The organism is Pseudazoarcus sp. NS36 (assembly GCF_059703705.1).
In genome coordinates, this window is the sequence record NZ_BAAKJA010000011.1 from 1 (window position 1) to 16,139 (window position 16,139).

11 protein-coding genes and 2 tRNA genes are annotated in these 16,139 nt (G+C 61.6%); 7 read left to right on the forward strand and 6 right to left on the reverse strand.

Annotated features, from left to right (window positions below):
• Positions 1-298: 298 nt before the first annotated feature.
• The 5 genes from AC6H0R_RS15040 to acs all read right to left on the reverse strand — a co-directional run bounded on the left by AC6H0R_RS15040 (position 299) and on the right by acs (position 8,848).
• Positions 299-2,023 carry a site-specific integrase gene (locus AC6H0R_RS15040; RefSeq protein ID WP_497582186.1) on the reverse strand — a complete coding sequence of 575 codons (1,725 nt, stop codon included), beginning with the start codon at positions 2,021-2,023 and terminating at the stop codon, positions 299-301.
• Between the two features lie 75 nt (positions 2,024-2,098).
• Positions 2,099-2,189: transfer RNA gene (locus AC6H0R_RS15045), tRNA-Ser, on the reverse strand.
• Between the two features lie 54 nt (positions 2,190-2,243).
• Positions 2,244-4,298 (reverse strand): sodium:solute symporter family protein, encoded by a 2,055-nt coding sequence (locus tag AC6H0R_RS15050; protein ID WP_497582187.1) that lies wholly within the window; start codon positions 4,296-4,298, stop codon positions 2,244-2,246.
• Positions 4,298-6,451 carry a 3'-5' exonuclease gene (locus AC6H0R_RS15055; protein ID WP_497582188.1) on the reverse strand — a complete coding sequence of 718 codons (2,154 nt, stop codon included), beginning with the start codon at positions 6,449-6,451 and terminating at the stop codon, positions 4,298-4,300. The genes AC6H0R_RS15050 and AC6H0R_RS15055 overlap by 1 nt, the downstream gene beginning before the upstream one ends.
• Before the next feature lie 426 nt (positions 6,452-6,877).
• Positions 6,878-8,848, reverse strand: a complete 1,971-nt coding sequence (gene acs / locus AC6H0R_RS15060) for an acetate--CoA ligase (RefSeq protein WP_497582189.1) — start codon at positions 8,846-8,848, stop codon at positions 6,878-6,880.
• 259 nt (positions 8,849-9,107) lie between these two features.
• Between acs and AC6H0R_RS15065 the strand changes: the two genes are divergently transcribed.
• The 6 genes from AC6H0R_RS15065 (at position 9,108) to AC6H0R_RS15090 (ending at position 14,566) form a co-directional block, all read left to right on the forward strand.
• Complete coding sequence (locus AC6H0R_RS15065) at positions 9,108-10,640, forward strand: fumarate hydratase (RefSeq protein ID WP_497582190.1); 1,533 nt, start codon at positions 9,108-9,110, stop codon at positions 10,638-10,640.
• 23 nt (positions 10,641-10,663) lie between these two features.
• Positions 10,664-10,739 (forward strand) — tRNA-Thr (locus AC6H0R_RS15070).
• Between the two features lie 84 nt (positions 10,740-10,823).
• The gene (locus tag AC6H0R_RS15075) at positions 10,824-12,173 is read left to right on the forward strand and encodes a DUF6538 domain-containing protein (RefSeq protein ID WP_497582191.1); all 1,350 of its coding nucleotides are present in this window, start codon (positions 10,824-10,826) and stop codon (positions 12,171-12,173) included.
• Positions 12,174-13,011: 838 nt separating this feature from the next.
• Complete coding sequence (locus tag AC6H0R_RS15080; RefSeq protein WP_497582192.1) at positions 13,012-13,599, forward strand: recombinase family protein; 588 nt, start codon at positions 13,012-13,014, stop codon at positions 13,597-13,599.
• Between the two features lie 81 nt (positions 13,600-13,680).
• A complete protein-coding gene (locus AC6H0R_RS15085; protein WP_497582193.1) occupies positions 13,681-14,130 on the forward strand; it encodes a hypothetical protein in 450 nt (149 codons plus the stop codon).
• A 91-nt stretch (positions 14,131-14,221) separates the two neighbouring features.
• Positions 14,222-14,566 (forward strand): hypothetical protein, encoded by a 345-nt coding sequence (locus AC6H0R_RS15090; RefSeq protein ID WP_497582194.1) that lies wholly within the window; start codon positions 14,222-14,224, stop codon positions 14,564-14,566.
• A 110-nt stretch (positions 14,567-14,676) separates the two neighbouring features.
• On the opposite strand, the gene AC6H0R_RS15095 is transcribed toward AC6H0R_RS15090, so the two are convergent.
• Positions 14,677-15,327 carry a TetR/AcrR family transcriptional regulator gene (locus tag AC6H0R_RS15095; protein ID WP_497582195.1) on the reverse strand — a complete coding sequence of 217 codons (651 nt, stop codon included), beginning with the start codon at positions 15,325-15,327 and terminating at the stop codon, positions 14,677-14,679.
• Positions 15,328-15,487: 160 nt separating this feature from the next.
• On the opposite strand from AC6H0R_RS15095, the gene AC6H0R_RS15100 reads away from it, so the two are divergent.
• Positions 15,488-16,111 (forward strand): DUF2238 domain-containing protein, encoded by a 624-nt coding sequence (locus AC6H0R_RS15100; protein WP_497582196.1) that lies wholly within the window; start codon positions 15,488-15,490, stop codon positions 16,109-16,111.
• Positions 16,112-16,139 lie beyond the last annotated feature (28 nt).

Consider the following 16,139-nt stretch of genomic DNA (forward strand, 5'->3'; position numbering starts at 1 on the left):
CAGAAAATCCAGAATCTGCTCTTCCGTAAAACGCTTCTTCACTGCCGTCTCCTGTTCGGACAACGGACTCTACTAAGTTCAGCGTGGTACTGAAAACGGGGAGCAGGTCACTCAACAAAGGAGTAGCCGTAATGACGTTCCAAATCGGTGGGTTTGTTCTGGAGGTTGGTATCTGGATGCTGTACGTCCGAGTGCCGGCTATTGGGGAGTTGTGCTGGACGCCTCAGTTCGGGCTGACTGCCGACAGAGCCTGAGACCGAGCGAGTATGCAGGGGGAGCAATCGCCTCCCCTAGCCTCTCATCGCGGCATCGGCGGTGACACGTCAAAGCGGATCGCTTCCAGAATTTCTTGCTTCAGTACGATTTCGGCCTTTCCTTGATACGCCGCCACGACAGCCGAGACAGATTCGGAAGCATGTCCGGTGAGCCACTCTGCAAACTGCACTCTGCTGTTCATCGCTCTGTTCAAGAAAGTCGAACGGAAGGCGTGAAACCCAACAAAGCGCGCTCTCGGAGTATCGTCACGCAACCCCAAGCTATCAACGAACGCCCTGAACCAGCGATCCGCAGCACCTGTAGCGCGTCCCGATGCAGAGGGCAACCACGGAGGGAACAGCAACCGCACGCCGGAATCCTTCTGCAACTGCACATACTTCAAGAAACCAAGACGGATCAACTCCGAGTGAATTGGCACTTTTCGACGTGACACGTCATTTTTCACCACCTTGCGCACTCGGCTGTCTGCTTCCGACTCATCCGTAACGTCGAACAGCCATACGCCCTCCTCCTGACGAATGTCGCACTGCGGGTTCAACTGACAAATCTCGTTGATACGCGCGCCAGTGTAGAGACCAATCAACGGAAGCCAGTATTGGTGATGCTCTTCGGGCGTATCCGCGAAGTGCTGAAATTCCGGCCCCATAAACATGCGGATCAACTCGTCACGCTTGATTGCGCGCTGCTCATTTTCGGTTCTCGTGCGCTTACCGGAATACTTAATCCCATCAATTGTTAGCCCAGCCGGGAAACCTTGATCCTTGTATATCCGCACCATGTCACCCAAAAACGGCCGGAAAGCTGCCATGTAGCCATCCTCGAAGGTCTTCCTGCTGATGCACTTCGGCCAGTCCAACGCGGCAAGCTCACGCGCAGACACCTTCCGCTTTCGCTTCTCGTCTGACCAACGCGGGGGAAGTTTGCAGAGGAAGGCGAAGTAGTCATCAATCTCCTTCTGCTTGAGTTGATCGCCGGGCTTGTCGCCAACGAACTCCAGAAAGAGACTGAGGGCCGGACGATACTTCTTGAACATCGGCTTGCCGCTGTCCTGCTTGGCGATGAACTCTTCGATCAATGCGGACAACGGGGGCAACGAGGGCTGCGGACGGCGCTCTACAGGTGCAGCAGGGGTATCCACCCAGCGCCCTTCTTGCCGTGCTGCGGAGACTTGAGTCGCTTCGGCCATTCGACGGTGGAACTTCACAGCAAACCGCCTGAACTCGTCTGAGTCCGGGGGAAGATCGTAGCCATCCGCCTCTAACCAGTCCTGCACAATGGCTGATGCCTCGTTCGACAGCATCCCGCGTGAAGACGCCATAGCCTCCCGACGTGAAGCCTCTGCACCCCACTCCGCAAGCTCGGAGAACAGGAAGTCATCGACGCCGCCCGTCCGTATCTCATCGTCGGCCTTTAAGCGGCTGTGGATGGCCTTACGGATGATTAGATCGGCAGCATCGTCAGGCAGGACACGCTTCAGCGGAGAGCCGGTTTCACGAACGCGCTGAAACTCCGCTTCCTTATCGGCAATCCACGCCCACGCCAACGGAGCGGCAAGTTCCTTGACCTCTTCCTGCGTGTTGAAGCGAAGAAAAGTGTTCGGGTAGTGCTGGGGATATTCGCGTCGTAGCTTGACCGGAACGCGCAGGGTTACGCGCCATCTCCGACCGTGACGGGCCATACCGGGAGGCTTAGCCATGTCCTTGTCTGTCGCCTGTTTCGTGCCGGATGTTCCCAGCTTTGTTCCCATGGCGACCTACCGCAAGACACTGATTTGACTGAAACCCACAAGAATAAAGGCCCTCAAGGGGCCTTCAGGTATCCGTGGCGGAGAGGGCGGGATTCGAACCCGCGTTGGGATATTATCCCAAACACGCTTTCCAGGCGTGCGACTTAAACCACTCATCCACCTCTCCGCGGAAGCCGCGCATTCTAGCAGAACTGGCGCGCGGAGAAACCCCCGTTCAGCATCAGGCAGACGTTCTTGTGGATGCCGGGCTTCCTTCTTCCGGCGAACGCACGAAATCGACCATGCGCGAGGACTCTCGCGAGGGCGGCGCGGTGAGCAAGCTGACCAGAATCGTCACTGCAAACCCCAGCGGCACACCAAAGGCGCCGGCGGATACCGGATTGATCCCGAGCCAGGCATCGGCAATGCTTCCACCGAAGAAGGAATGGGTGCGGGTGACGTAATAGATGGTCAGCAGCAGTCCGCTGAGCATGCCGGCAATGGCGCCCGCCCGGTTCGCGCGCTTCCAGAAGATGCCCAGCACCAACGCCGGAAAGAACGCCGACGCCGCCAGCGAAAACGCCAGCCCGACCATGAACAGGATGTTGTCCGGCCGCAGCGAGGCCACCCATGCCGCAGCCACGGCCACCACGAGCAGAGCCGATTTCGACATCAGCAAGCGCCGGTGCGGCGGCGCCTGCGGGTTGAGCACCTTGTAGTAGAAGTCGTGCGACAGCGCATTCGAGATCGTCAACAGCAAGCCATCGGCCGTGGACAGCGCCGCAGCCAGCCCCCCGGCGGCCACCAGACCTGCGACGACATAGGGCAGCCCGGCAATCTCGGGCGTGGCGAGCACGATGGCGTCAGTGTTGAGGCTCAGTTCGGCCAGCTGCAGGATGCCGTCGGCGTTGATGTCCTCGAAACTGACCAGCCCCACCTTGCCCCATGAAGCTACCCAGGCCGGCAAGGCCGCGATTTCGGTGCCGACCAGATTGCTGTACACCTCCCAGCGTGCGAACACGGCATAGGCTGGCGCCGCCAGATACAGCAGCAGGATGAAGAACAGCGTCCAGAACACCGAGGTACGCGTCTGCGTCACGCCGGAGGTCGTGTAATAGCGCGTGAGAATGTGTGGCAGTGCCGCCGTACCCATCATCAGCACGAATACCAGCGCAATGAAGTTGTTGCGCGATACCGCAGAGACTTCGGGCAGCACCCCCGGATGCGCCTCGGCGAAGCGCGCCGGTACTGCAGCGCGGCGCAGCGCTTCGGCACGCTGCTCCCCCCAGTGTTCGCGCGCGTCCTCCGGCGTGAGCGGTATGTCGCGCAACGTGCGTTCGAGCTGCACGATGTCGCGCGCGGGCGCATCGCTCGTCAGCAGGGAGTTGAGTTCTGCAATGCGCGCGCTGCGCTCCTGCTCCAGCGATGCCGGCAAACCGGCAATCCGGATGCGGTAATCCTCGGCGCGCAGCCGATACTGCTCGCGCGCCTCGGCCTCGCGCCAGTCCCAGATCAGCTCGCCCTCGCGTTCGGACAATTGCTGCATCACCGTGCCGTACATGACCTGCGGAACCGGCACGCCGGTAGCCTTGTACGAGAGCATGATGACCGGCACCAGATACGCCACGATCAGCACCAGATACTGGGCGACCTGCGTCCAGGTGACCGCGCGCATACCGCCCAGGAAGGAGCACACCAGAATACCGGCCAGCCCGATGAACAGGCCGATCTCGAATTCCACGCTGACAAACCGGCTGGTGACCAGCCCGACGCCATAGATCTGCGCCACCAGATAGACGAAGCTCGCCAGTACCGCCGCAATCACGGCAACGATGCGCACCGCTCGGCCCTCGTAGCGCGCGCCCAGAAAATCCGGAATGGTGTATTGACCGAAGCGCCGCAGATACGGCGCCAGCAACAGCGCCACCAGCACAAAGCCACCGGTCCAGCCCGTCACGAAGGCCAGCCCCTCGAAACCCGAGAAGTACAAGGTGCCGGCCAGACCGATGAAGGACGCGGCACTCATCCAGTCCGCCGCGGTGGCCATGCCGTTGAACACCGGCGGCACACGCCGGCCGGCCACGTAGTACTCGTTGAGGTCGGACGTTCGGCTGGCGACACCGATGCCGGCATACATGCCGACCGTAGCGCACAGAAACACCAGGCCGATGGCCCCTTGCGACATGCCCATCTGTTCGCCCAGCGCGAGCGCGCCAAGCAACGCGGCAAAGGTCAGCGCGTACAGCACGTAGTTGCGCACCAGCCGTCGCCCGAAGGCCTTTGCCTCACCATCCATCAGTACTTGAGCCTCGCGTAATAGGTCTGCTCGCTCGCGGCACGCGCCTGGCCCAGCGTGCGAATGCCGCGCTCGGCCAGCAGCGGCAGCATGCGGATGAAGACTTCGGCCGTCACCAGTGCATCCCCCAGCGCGGTATGGCGACCGACTACCGTCACACCCAGACGCTCGGCAATGGCCTCCAGCCGATGCGAATCCTGGTTCGGATGCAGCAGCGCGGAGAGCAGCAACGTGTCGAGCACCGGGAGATCGAACACCACCCCGGTGGACTCCTGTTTGATCTGCAGGAAGCGCATGTCAAAGGCCGCATTGTGGGCCACCAGAACGGTGTCCGCCGCAAAGGCGCGGAAAGCCGGCAGCACGGTGTCAATCACGGGCTGACCGCACAGCATTTCCGGACCGATACCGTGAATGGCCACAGACTCGGGGCTCAGCGGACGCTTCGGGTCGATGAGCTGCTCGAAGGACTCGCCCCGCAGCAACTTGCCGTTGACGATGCGCGTCGCCCCGATCTGGATGATCTCGTCGCCGCCCGACGGGTCGAGCCCGGTGGTTTCGGTGTCAAAGGCGGTATAGCTCAGCACACTCAACAGCTGATCGTCGTGCGCCTGAGCCTGATCCGGCCAGTTGAACAGATCGAAGTCGTAATACTCCGGGCGGCTCTCGATGTGCGGACGGACTTCCGCCGGCTCCGTGACGCCCTCACGAGGCGGCAGGCACAAACGCAGCATCGAGGTCTGGCCAGCCTTGTCACGCTGCAAAGACAGCTCCGCTGCATGGCGCTGCAGCACATCGCGCACCGTCAGCGGGCTGTCCTGGCCGTCAATGCGGATCGGGTCGAGCTCCCACGACATCAAGGTCTCGGTGCTCGCGGCATGCCCGCGCCACGCCAGGTCGAGGCACAGGCCGGACTCTTCGCGCCGGGCCCGCAGCTCCAGTGCGCGCAGATCAAAGGTATCCACCAGACGCGTCGCGAGGAATACCAGCACCTGCAGCAGCGAGAAGCTGTCCACCCGCAACCAGTCCTCATCCGCCATTGAGACATCGACCGTCAGCCTGCAGTGCGCCTCGATGCGCGCCTTCGCCGCCTCCAGCAAGTCACAGGTCTGCATGTCCTCCATCGGCCAACGTCCGCGCGCCGTATCGGCAAACTCACTGCTGGCCGCATCGACTCGGCGGGACAGATCAGCCAGCGCCTTGCGCATGGCCGCCAGCGATGGCTGCATGACGGGATGATCGACCGAACATGCCTCAAGCTCGACCAGCGCAGTCGAGATACGCGAGAGCCCCGCTCTCTGCTCCTCGGTCACCCCCTGCAGAAGCCGGTCGCGGCGGCGCTCCAGCTCAAAATCATCCGTGATGTCATCAAACAGCAGAATGAAGCCGCCGGCTGCTTCGTCGGTCCGGGCATCAATCTGGGGCACCGGTGACATGCGCACCCGCAACAGACTGCTGCCGCGCGCGCAGATGAAGGTCGCCACCGGATGCGCCACCCCACGATTGCGCTGGCGAGCCACAACGTCCAGTGCATGAGCGACCACGCTGCGTTCGATCACTGCATAGATCGAACGCCCCAGACCGATCAGCTCTCCCCCGTCGGCCACGTCTGGCGCATGAGACAGAGCGCGGAACTGCTGCCTTGCCAGCGCGTTGTAGAGCAGGATGCGACCATCCTGATTGCACACCACCACACTTTGCGTGAGTTCGCCCATCAGCGCAGCGAGTCGGTTGCGTTCGGCTTCGAGCGATTTGCGGGCACCATCCACACGCTCGGCCACACCACGTCGCAGGGCGTCACGGCAATCGGCCAGGACGTTGGCGCCGCGCACGATGGCGCGAAACTCTTCGGGCACCGCCTCTTTCAGGCGCAGATCCGGATTGGCCTCGTTCATGGTGCCGATCTGCTCACCGATCAATCGCGCACGCTGGAAATACGCGTGCAACAGTGAACGCAAGGCGGTGGCCGCCGCCACGAAAGCCAGCACCAGCGCTGCCAGAACCGGCGCCACATGACCGCGCACAGCGGTCAGCAAAGCCGCCCGAGCCTCTTCCGTGGCCACCGCCCACAGCACCCACAGCGCGAGCGCCACCGATCCGAAGATCAGCACCGCTAGCGCCACCACTCCAAGCAGATACCGGCCACGTGCGCTCATGAATCTCCTCCACCGCTGCAGGGCCTGTCAGAACACGGAGAAAACACCGCGGTACCCGTCCGATTGCTGGCGCGCATCATCCTGTCCGGCACTCCATCCTCAGCACTTGCCGGAAGTGTCACATCCGGCCCGTTCGCGGGAACGAAGCTGAGCTTCGTGCCCCTCACCCAAGGGGGTGGCTTTGCCTTGGGGCCGGTAGCAAAAAAAAAGCGCGCTTTCGCGCGCTTTCCCCCCAACCTGGGCAGGCGACTACGTGTCGGTAGTCCGCCGCCGGACCGCTCAGGGTTTCCGCTGCCCTCCCGTCGATGCCTGCGTGACCGAGGTCGCGTTGGCACTCCGTTGCACCGGAAACCGTGTGATCCAGACGCCGCCTCCTTCATCTCGCGCCCTTGTGCCCAGCCTCCTCCTGTAAACCTGTGAGCAATTTCAGATCGCTGTTTTCAGCTGATCCAGAATCGCAGGATTCTCGAGCGTGCTCGTATCCTGCGTGATTTCCTCGCCCTTCGCAAGCTGTCTGAGCAAGCGCCGCATGATCTTGCCCGAACGCGTCTTGGGCAGGTTGTCACCAAAGCGGATGTCCTTGGGGCGTGCGATGGGGCCAATCTCCTTGCCGACCCACGTCTGCAGCATCTTGACCATGGCCTTGGCTTCGTCGCCGCTCGGGCGCGGCCCCTTGAGCACCACGAAGGCCACGATGGCTTCGCCCGTCACATCGTCCGGCCTGCTGACCACGGCGGCCTCTGCGACCTGATCGTTGGCTACCAGCGCCGATTCGATCTCCATCGTGCCCATGCGGTGACCGGACACGTTGAGCACGTCGTCGATACGGCCGGTGATCGTGAAGTAGCCGGTGTCCTTGTCGCGAATTGCACCGTCGCCTGCGAGGTACAGCTTGCCCTTGAAGTCATCCGGGAAATAGGTCTTGCGGAAGCGGTCGGGATCCCCCCAGATCGTGCGGATCATCGACGGCCAGGGCTTCTTGACAACCAGGATGCCGCCGTTGCCGTTGGGCACCTCGGTGCCGGTCTCGTCCACCACTACCGCCTGGATGCCCGGGAACGGCAGCGTGCATGAACCCGGCACCATCGGCGTCGCACCCGGCAACGGCGTGATCATGTGTGCGCCGGTCTCGGTCTGCCAGAAAGTATCGACAATCGGGCAGCGACCGCCACCGACATTCTCGTAATACCACTCCCACGCAGCCGGGTTGATCGGCTCGCCGACCGTGCCGAGGATGCGCAGCGAAGACAGGTTGTACTTGGTCGGGTAGATGTCGGGGTTGTTCTCGGCCGCCTTGATCAACGAACGGATGGCCGTCGGCGCGGTGTAGAAGATCGTCACCTTGTGATCCTGCACCATGCGCCAGAAACGGCCGGCGTCCGGGTAGGTCGGCACGCCCTCGAACACGATCTGCGTCGCGCCGCAGGACGTCGGACCGTAGCACACATAGGTATGGCCGGTGACCCAGCCGATGTCGGCGGTACACCAGAAGACGTCATCGGGCTTGATGTCGAAGGTGTACTTCATCGACATCGTGGCCTGCAGCAGATAGCCGCCCGACGAGTGCTGCACGCCCTTGGGCTTGCCGGTGGAACCCGAGGTGTACAGGATGAACAGCGGATGCTCGGCCTCGACCCATTCCGGCTCGCAGACGTCGGCCTGCCCGTCGACCACGTCGTGCATCCAGCGGTCACGCCCTTCGACCATGGTCACGTCCATGCCGGTGCGCTTGAGCACGATGACGTTCTTGACCGATTTGGCGGCCGGCGCATCAAGCGCTTCGTCGGCGATGGCTTTCAGCGGCAAGGTCTTGCCGCCGCGGAACTGGCCGTCGGACGTGATCAGCGCCACGGCACCGGCGTCCTCGATGCGGTCCCGCAGGGCATGCGCCGAAAAGCCGCCGAACACCACCGAGTGGGTCGCGCCGATGCGCGCGCAGGCCTGCATGGCGACAATGCCTTCGACCGACATCGGCAGATAGATGACGACGCGATCGCCCTTCTTCACGCCCATGCCGCGCAGCGCATTGGCGAAGCGGCACACGCGCTTGAGCAGCTCGGCGTAGGTGATGCGCGTTACCGTGCCGTCGTCGGCCTCGAAGATGATCGCGAGCTTGTCGCCCTTGCCGGCCTCCACGTTGCGATCGAGGCAGTTGTACGACACGTTCAGTTTGCCGTCGGCAAACCACTTGAAGAACGGTGCATCGCTTTCGTCGAGTGTCTGCGTGAAAGGCGCCTTCCAGGCGATCAACTCACGCGCATGACGGGCCCAGAAGCCTTCATAGTCCCGTTCTGCCTCAGCGCAGAGCGCACGGTAGGCATCCATGCCCGATACCGTCGCGCGCCCGACCGCTTCGGGTGACGGTTGATAGATCCGGGCTTGCTGTTCGCTCGACATGTTGTCGTCTCCTCGATTTCTGTTCTGTGCTGGTCCCGCGGGCTTCTGTCGGCGCGGTTTCCGGAGCGCCCTCGGCCAGCTCATTTAAAGTCATTGGTCTTACATAAGACTTACTGAGCGAGCTTGGACACAATCTCGTGTGCCAATCATACCCCGTCGACACGCACTGGTAGAATCCCGCCTGTTCCGGGGCCGGTTCTGACCTACCATGGCGCTCGCCAGCGCACATGCGAACACGCCCCATCGCCCGGAGAAGCCCATGACCATCATCCGCCAGGACGACCTGATCCAGTCCGTCGCCGACGCCTTCCAGTACATCAGCTACTACCACCCGCTCGACTACATCCAGGCGCTGGGCAAGGCCTGGGAGCGCGAGGAGAATCCGGCCGCCAAGGATGCCATCGCGCAGATCCTGACCAACTCGCGCATGTGTGCCGAAGGCCACCGCCCGATCTGTCAGGACACCGGGATTGCCGTGGTCTTCCTCAAGATCGGCATGAACCTGCGTTGGGACGCGACGATGAGCGTCCAGGAGATGATCGACGAGGGCGTGCGCCGCGCCTACAACCACCCGGACAACAAGCTGCGCGCCTCGGTCCTGCTCGACCCGGCCGGTGCGCGCCGCAACTCCAAGGACAACACGCCGGCCGTAGTGCACGTCGAGATGGTGCCGGGCGATCACCTGGAGGTGATCTGTGCGGCCAAGGGCGGCGGCTCGGAGAACAAGTCCAAGCTGACCATGCTCAACCCTTCGGACTCCATCGTCGACTGGGTGCTCAAGACGCTGCCGACCATGGGCGCCGGCTGGTGTCCGCCAGGCATCCTCGGCATCGGCATCGGCGGCACGCCCGAGAAAGCCATGCTGATGGCCAAGGAATCGCTGATGGCGCCCTGTGACATCCACGAACTGCGCGACAAGGCAGCCTCGGGCGCCCAGCTTTCGCGCGCTGAAGAACTGCGTCTGGAGCTGATGGACAAGGTCAATGCGCTGGGCATCGGCGCACAGGGCCTGGGCGGCCTGACCACCGTGCTCGACGTGAAGGTCCTCGACTACCCCACCCACGCCGCCAGCCTGCCGGTGGCGATGATCCCGAACTGCGCGGCCACCCGCCACGTGCATTTCCACCTGGACGGCTCGGGCCCTGCGCAGCTCGCAACGCCCAAGCTCGAAGACTGGCCGGCCGTGACCTGGCAGGCCGACACCAAGCTCGCCACGCGAGTCAATCTGGATGCGCTGACGAAAGAAGAAGTCGCGTCGTGGAAGCCCGGCCAGGTGCTGTTGCTCAACGGCAAGATGCTCACCGGGCGGGATGCCGCACACAAACGCATCGGCGACATGCTCGCCAAGGGCGAGAAGCTGCCGGTCGACTTCACCAACCGCATCATCTACTACGTCGGCCCGGTCGACCCGGTGCGCGAGGAAGCCGTGGGCCCGGCCGGCCCCACCACCGCCACGCGCATGGACAAGTTCACGCGCATGATGCTGGAGCAGACCGGGCTCATCGCCATGGTCGGCAAGGCCGAACGCGGCCCCACCGCCATCGAGGCCATCCGCGACAACCAGTCCGCTTACCTGATGGCAGTCGGCGGCGCGGCCTATCTCGTCTCCAAGGCGATCAAGACCGCGCGGGTCGTCGGCTTCCAGGATCTGGGAATGGAGGCCATCTACGAGTTCGACGTGGTAGACATGCCGGTCACGGTTGCGGTGGACGCTCTGGGTACCAGCGTGCACGAAACCGGCCCGAAAGAATGGGCTGCAAAGATCGCCGGCATTCCAGTGGCGATCTCCTGAGGCCGGGCTATAATCCGGCCCGCGCCGCTTTAGCTCAGTTGGTAGAGCAACCGCCTTGTAAGCGGTAGGTCGTCAGTTCGAATCCGACAAGCGGCACCATCAGAATCACTATTTATCTAGCTTAATCAATAGCCTAGATCGATACTCGGTGAGGGAGTGTGGTAGAACTGTGGTGGTTCTATCGTGCGCCTTCACCGCCTCTCCTCTGTCCTGTCCGTGTCGATCAGATACACCAACAACCGAAACGGCTACTTCTACTATCAGCGGGCCGTACCGCTGGACCTTCAGAGCATCGAAGGCAAGAAGACCATCAAACAGGCCCTGAAGACCACCGACCCCATCGCCGCCTCGCGCATGGTCGAGAAGATCAACACCGCACTTGAAACACGCTGGGCGCGGCTCAGGAGCGACCCCACCGGGGCGACGCAAGACGACCTATCGAAAGCCCGCCAGCTGCTCGACGACTGGGGGTTAAAGCCCCGAGGGGAAGGCAAACCAGACCCCGAAGCTGCCCAACTGCTTCAAGACCAGTTCGACGACGGCGACGAGGACTGGCCCAGCCGCCTGACCCTTGTTCAGCGCAAGGCGCTCGACCTACTCCACCACGGTCACAAGCCCACCCTGAGCGACGCCCTGAAGTTCTACTTTGAGCGGCACCCGAAGGGGGACGACGAGGAGTTCCGGAAGATGCCGACCTATGCTGTTCAGCAGTTCATCGAGGCCGTTGGGGACAAAGTATTCGCGGACATCAAGCGCGAACACGTGCACGCATGGCTGGATTGGTCAGTCCAAAAACAAGGACACGCCGAGGAGACGATCAAACGACGCCTGAACTCCTTGTGCGCACTGGCGACGATGTTCATCAGGGAAAACGAACTCGACATCCCCAACCGCTTCTCCAGCCACCGCGTCCCGAAGGGCGCGAAGAAGCCCGTAAAGCGCGAGACCTTCACCATGGACGAATTGCGGACAGTCCAAGAAGAAGCGCGAAAGAAAGATGACGACATCCGGCACATGGTCGCCATGATCTCAGACACATGCACCCGACCAGCAGAGATTGCAGGACTCAGGCTGACTGACATCGTCCTAGATGACGCGGTACCCCACATCTGCATCGTCGAGCACTCAGGCCGAACACTCAAGCCCGACAGCAAAGGCGACGACGGCGCATCCGAACGCAAGCATCCGCTGGTCGGGGCTGCTCTGTGGGCCGCTCGTCGCATCGTCGAAGGAGCCACTCCGGGACAGGTATTCGCATTCCCTCGCTACATGGAGGACGGGGTCTGCAACAACGGAAACGCGTCTGCTGGCGGGAACAGGTGGTTGCGTTCCCTCGACATCGACAAAGCTCTAACGCTGTACTGCTTCCGTCACACGACTGCCGACCGGCTCCGCGAAGTCGGCTGCCCCGAAGACGTACGCCATCAAATCGGGGGCTGGGCGCGGAAGGACATCGCCGCCCAGTATGGGTACGGGTACTCCCTTCGGGTTACCCATGAATACCTCGCCAAGATCGCCCTGAAGACCGACTAGCCCACTCCCCGGCTGAGGACGTACACTGTAAACGCGTCAGAACGCTTCAGGAGCGGCGATCATGACCTCAGGAATACCCAGATAAGTCCAGACGATTTCAACGGCTCATAGAGCCTCTAATCGCACCGACCAATGCCCGAAGAAACCCCGAAAAAATGACCTCCGTAAAGCATTGATCGGAAAGGGAATTTTAAGCGCGGCTCTATTGCAGCAATTCCAAAAGATTCCGCCCTCCGTTACATACCCTTAGTGTAGACGTACGAAAGGAGCCTCAAGTCACACGTAAGATTACTCCCGAGGATCAACCAGAGTAGTCCCTGAGTCAGACCAAACGCTACAGGTGTTCCCAGCGCTGTCTCTGAGCCTCCTCGGTTTCACTCCAAGTGAGGTGGATACCGGATAAATCCACCAACCAAGGGAGGAGCCTCAAGTGAATCACTTGAAGTCCTACCTTCAGTCCCGCTCAAGGGGCGAGGAGTGCAGCGGATGGCTCCCCATGTGGTCGAGACTCCCGCCTGTCGATACGCACCTCTGAAGCTATCGACCTCCCCGCCCCGCCCTTCACCTCCCGAAAATTTCTGAAGCCATATACATCCGCCGCACAGGGCGCGAATCCCCCCCGGCCCCTCCTCGCTGATCCCGAGGGACGCCCGACGAAATCCCCTGAAGACCAACCCTTCGACCTCCCGACGACCGCCAGCCAAGGCGACACAAGCCCCACCGCCAGAAAGTGATCGCTTGTTGGCACCCTCAGACAGACTGTCAGCAAGATAGGGATTGACAATTGTTCACAGCCTCTCGAATACTGACAGCACTTCTTGTCACCCGAGGGATGCATATGTCGCGCCTATTCGCTTACGCCCGAGTCTCGACCGTCGAGCAGCTGACCGAGAACCAAGCCGAACAGATCGCACAAGCTGGCTACAAGGTCGAACCTCAGCGGTTCATCGAGGAGAAGGTCTCAGGGTCTGTCCAGACGTCACAGCGTCCGGGCTTTCAGCAGCTGCTCGTCCGCATGGAAGCGGGAGACACGCTAGTCGTGACCAAACTGGACCGGATCGGGCGAGACTCGATAGACGTTCAACAGACCGTACAGCTATGCGCTGACCGAGGGATACGACTGATCGTCCTGCAACTGGGGAACCTCGACCTGACCTCCTCGGCTGGGGAACTGATGGTCAAGGTTCTCGCTGCCGTGGCCGACTTTGAGCGCGACCTGATCATCGAGCGGACCAAAGCAGGACAAGCCCGAGCGAGGGCCGAAGGGAAGCACATGGGGCGGCCTCAGAAGACAACACCCGAGCAGCGGCAGGAGATTCTTGCGAGGCTTGAGGCAGGGGATGCAGTTGCGGCCATCAGTCGCGCCTTCAGGGTATCCCGAGGAACGGTCTTGAACATCCGCAAGGCTGCAGATTTGCGACACTGAAGCGCCCTGAAATCCGCCACGGGCTTCACGATGGGGACATTTGGCAAATATGATCGGCCTAAACAACCACCCGGAGAAACCATGGGCCTGTTCAGCGGTATCAAGAACAACTTGCGGAAAGCTGAAGCAGCCGTCGTTGTGCAGAACGCCTTTGAGTACATCCAGCGTACCGGAGGATACGGCTCGACGATCAGCGTACCGCCCCCAAAGTTGGCAAATATAGTGGTCGATGCCGCATGGAACTCGAACCCGGCAATGTTCGATGGCACCTACGGCAAGCGCCCACACAAACTTAGCATCGCCGCCTACGCTACAGCTTACGCGCTGAAGCAAGCGCAGAGCATTTCCGAAGTGTCGATGGTGCTGACTGCCGCGCTGATGATGATGCTCAACGAAGTTCAAAACAATCAGCGGCTGTTCGACTTCAACAGCGCGGACGAAGTGCTTTTGGGGGAAGCCTCAGAGGTCATGGGCATCAGAGGCGCTGAACACATGGAGCACATCGAAAAGATCACCGACGGGCTGCTCTGACCCCCTTATTTTTTTCGACTACAGCAAATCTGAAGGCTGTTCACAGAGTTCCTCGGTCGCTACCCTTCGACCTCCCAACACTGGAGGCCACATGAAGGAACTCGACACGATCATTGCTCAGGCTCACTGGCTGTCCCGCTGGTCAGAGACCGAACTGGACCAGCTGAGAGGCTTCACGACATCAAGAGGGCTTGATCTGGAACTTGACCAAAGCGACGAGGGGCTACTGGTCGCATCGCTGCTGGACGCCGACGGGATCGCCCTAGCTGGCGTGGTGAAACACTACGGCGGGGAGTACGTCGCCACAGACGACCAAGGCGAACTGATCGGCGTATTCCGTTCGCTGAGAGAGGCACTGTCGAGACTGGGCGACGCGGGACCAACTGTGGTAGAAAGTGCGGTATCCGATCAATCAGCTGCACCCCCAGCCCTTTGATTTACTGATGTTTTCCGCTGCCGAAATTAGGCACCAGTACCGACAAGCGGCACCAGAAAACAAAAAAGCCAACCCATGGGTTGGCTTTTTTCATCACCGCAATCCGGCAGTCATCTAGCGGCAACCGACTCCGCCTTGCGCATGGCATCCTGCAGCGCAGCGGTCATGACGCGTTTTGCCTGCCGTTTCATCGCCACAAAGCGCGGATCCTGGACGCCGCTGCGCCCGAACAGTGCCGTGCTGCCTTCGGATACGCAGCCGAGCAGGTAGGCGCAGGCCTTGAGGTCATCCGCCGCGACATTCTCGGGCGACACGCCAAGCGCCTTCACCAGCGCCAGCACTGCACCGTCGTAGATATGGTCGAGACTTTCAGCGACGAAGGGATGCTGGTTGGCCATGGCCCACAGCTCGGGAAACATGTGCACGGTGTCATGGGCGACGGCATCGTCGAGCAGCCAGTCGATCACCTCGTTCAGGCCGACATCGGGACGGGTGGCGAGCTCCGAGCACATCGCGTCGAACTGCCGGGCATACTTGTCGAGCAGGCGTTCGGACAAGGCACGAATGAGATCTTCGCGTGTCGGGAAATAGTAAGTCAGGTTTCCCGGTGCGATCCCCACGGCCGAAGCCACCTGCGGAATCGAGAACCCCGCCAGCCCGAGCGTGGCGAGCACCTGCGCTGCACCATCCAGAATGGCCTCGCGCGTCTGAGCGCCCTGCACGGTGCGCCGACGGATCTTGCGTTGGGCTTGCTGCGTCATTGACTGCACTCTTTACAGAAATCCAGATGTGATTTTCGTCGATATTGCATAGACCCGCCGGACGCAATCGCTTCCAATTGCAAATTATGCGCACAGAATTTTTCCGCGAGCTCTCGGACCATACAATTCACGTGCTGACGCCTTCGAGGAAACCGACACAATGCGCGCCCACTCCCTGCCGCTCGGCATGCTGATCCTGGTGTTCTCTGCACTGATCTGGTCGGGAATTGCTCCCTACCAGCGGGACGTGTGGCTCGCCGAAGTCATGCCGGTACTGATTGCGATCCCGCTGCTCGTTGCCAGCGCTCGACGTTTCCCGCTGACCACGCTGGCTTACACCATGATCACGCTGTTCGCCCTCATCCTGATTTTAGGAGGCACCCACACTTATGCACGCGTTCCGCTAGGCTTTACGCTGCAGGAGTGGTTCGATCTTGCGCGCAACCCCTATGACCGCATCGGGCATTTCTTCCAGGGCGCGACGCCGGCCATCGTGGCGCGTGAACTGCTGCTGCGCACCTCACCTCTGCGGCCCGGAAAATGGCTGCTCATGCTCGTGACGTTGAGTTGCCTGGGCATCAGTGCCGCTTACGAGCTGATCGAATGGCTGGCGGCAGTGCTCTGGGCGGATGGCGCGGTGGAGTTTCTGGGGGCCCAGGGCGACGTTTGGGACGCGCAATGGGACATGTTCCTCGCGCTGTGCGGTGCGATCACGGCTCAGCTGCTGTTTGCGCGCCTGCATGACCGGCAGCTTGCCGAGCACATCACAACTCACAGGCTCTGAACGGACGCGGGGCCAAGCCCGGCTTCAG

What these genes read in the sequence shown, in the direction of transcription:
- AC6H0R_RS15040 (WP_497582186.1), bottom strand. Translation starts at nt 2,023, where the DNA reads ATGGGAACAAAGCTGGGAACATCCGGCACGAAACAGGCGACAGACAAG.
- AC6H0R_RS15050 (WP_497582187.1), bottom strand. Translation starts at nt 4,298, where the DNA reads ATGGATGGTGAGGCAAAGGCCTTCGGGCGACGGCTGGTGCGCAACTAC.
- AC6H0R_RS15055 (WP_497582188.1), bottom strand. Translation starts at nt 6,451, where the DNA reads ATGAGCGCACGTGGCCGGTATCTGCTTGGAGTGGTGGCGCTAGCGGTG.
- acs (WP_497582189.1), bottom strand. Translation starts at nt 8,848, where the DNA reads ATGTCGAGCGAACAGCAAGCCCGGATCTATCAACCGTCACCCGAAGCG.
- AC6H0R_RS15065 (WP_497582190.1), top strand. Translation starts at nt 9,108, where the DNA reads ATGACCATCATCCGCCAGGACGACCTGATCCAGTCCGTCGCCGACGCC.
- AC6H0R_RS15080 (WP_497582192.1), top strand. Translation starts at nt 13,012, where the DNA reads ATGTCGCGCCTATTCGCTTACGCCCGAGTCTCGACCGTCGAGCAGCTG.
- AC6H0R_RS15085 (WP_497582193.1), top strand. Translation starts at nt 13,681, where the DNA reads ATGGGCCTGTTCAGCGGTATCAAGAACAACTTGCGGAAAGCTGAAGCA.
- AC6H0R_RS15090 (WP_497582194.1), top strand. Translation starts at nt 14,222, where the DNA reads ATGAAGGAACTCGACACGATCATTGCTCAGGCTCACTGGCTGTCCCGC.
- AC6H0R_RS15095 (WP_497582195.1), bottom strand. Translation starts at nt 15,327, where the DNA reads ATGACGCAGCAAGCCCAACGCAAGATCCGTCGGCGCACCGTGCAGGGC.
- AC6H0R_RS15100 (WP_497582196.1), top strand. Translation starts at nt 15,488, where the DNA reads ATGCGCGCCCACTCCCTGCCGCTCGGCATGCTGATCCTGGTGTTCTCT.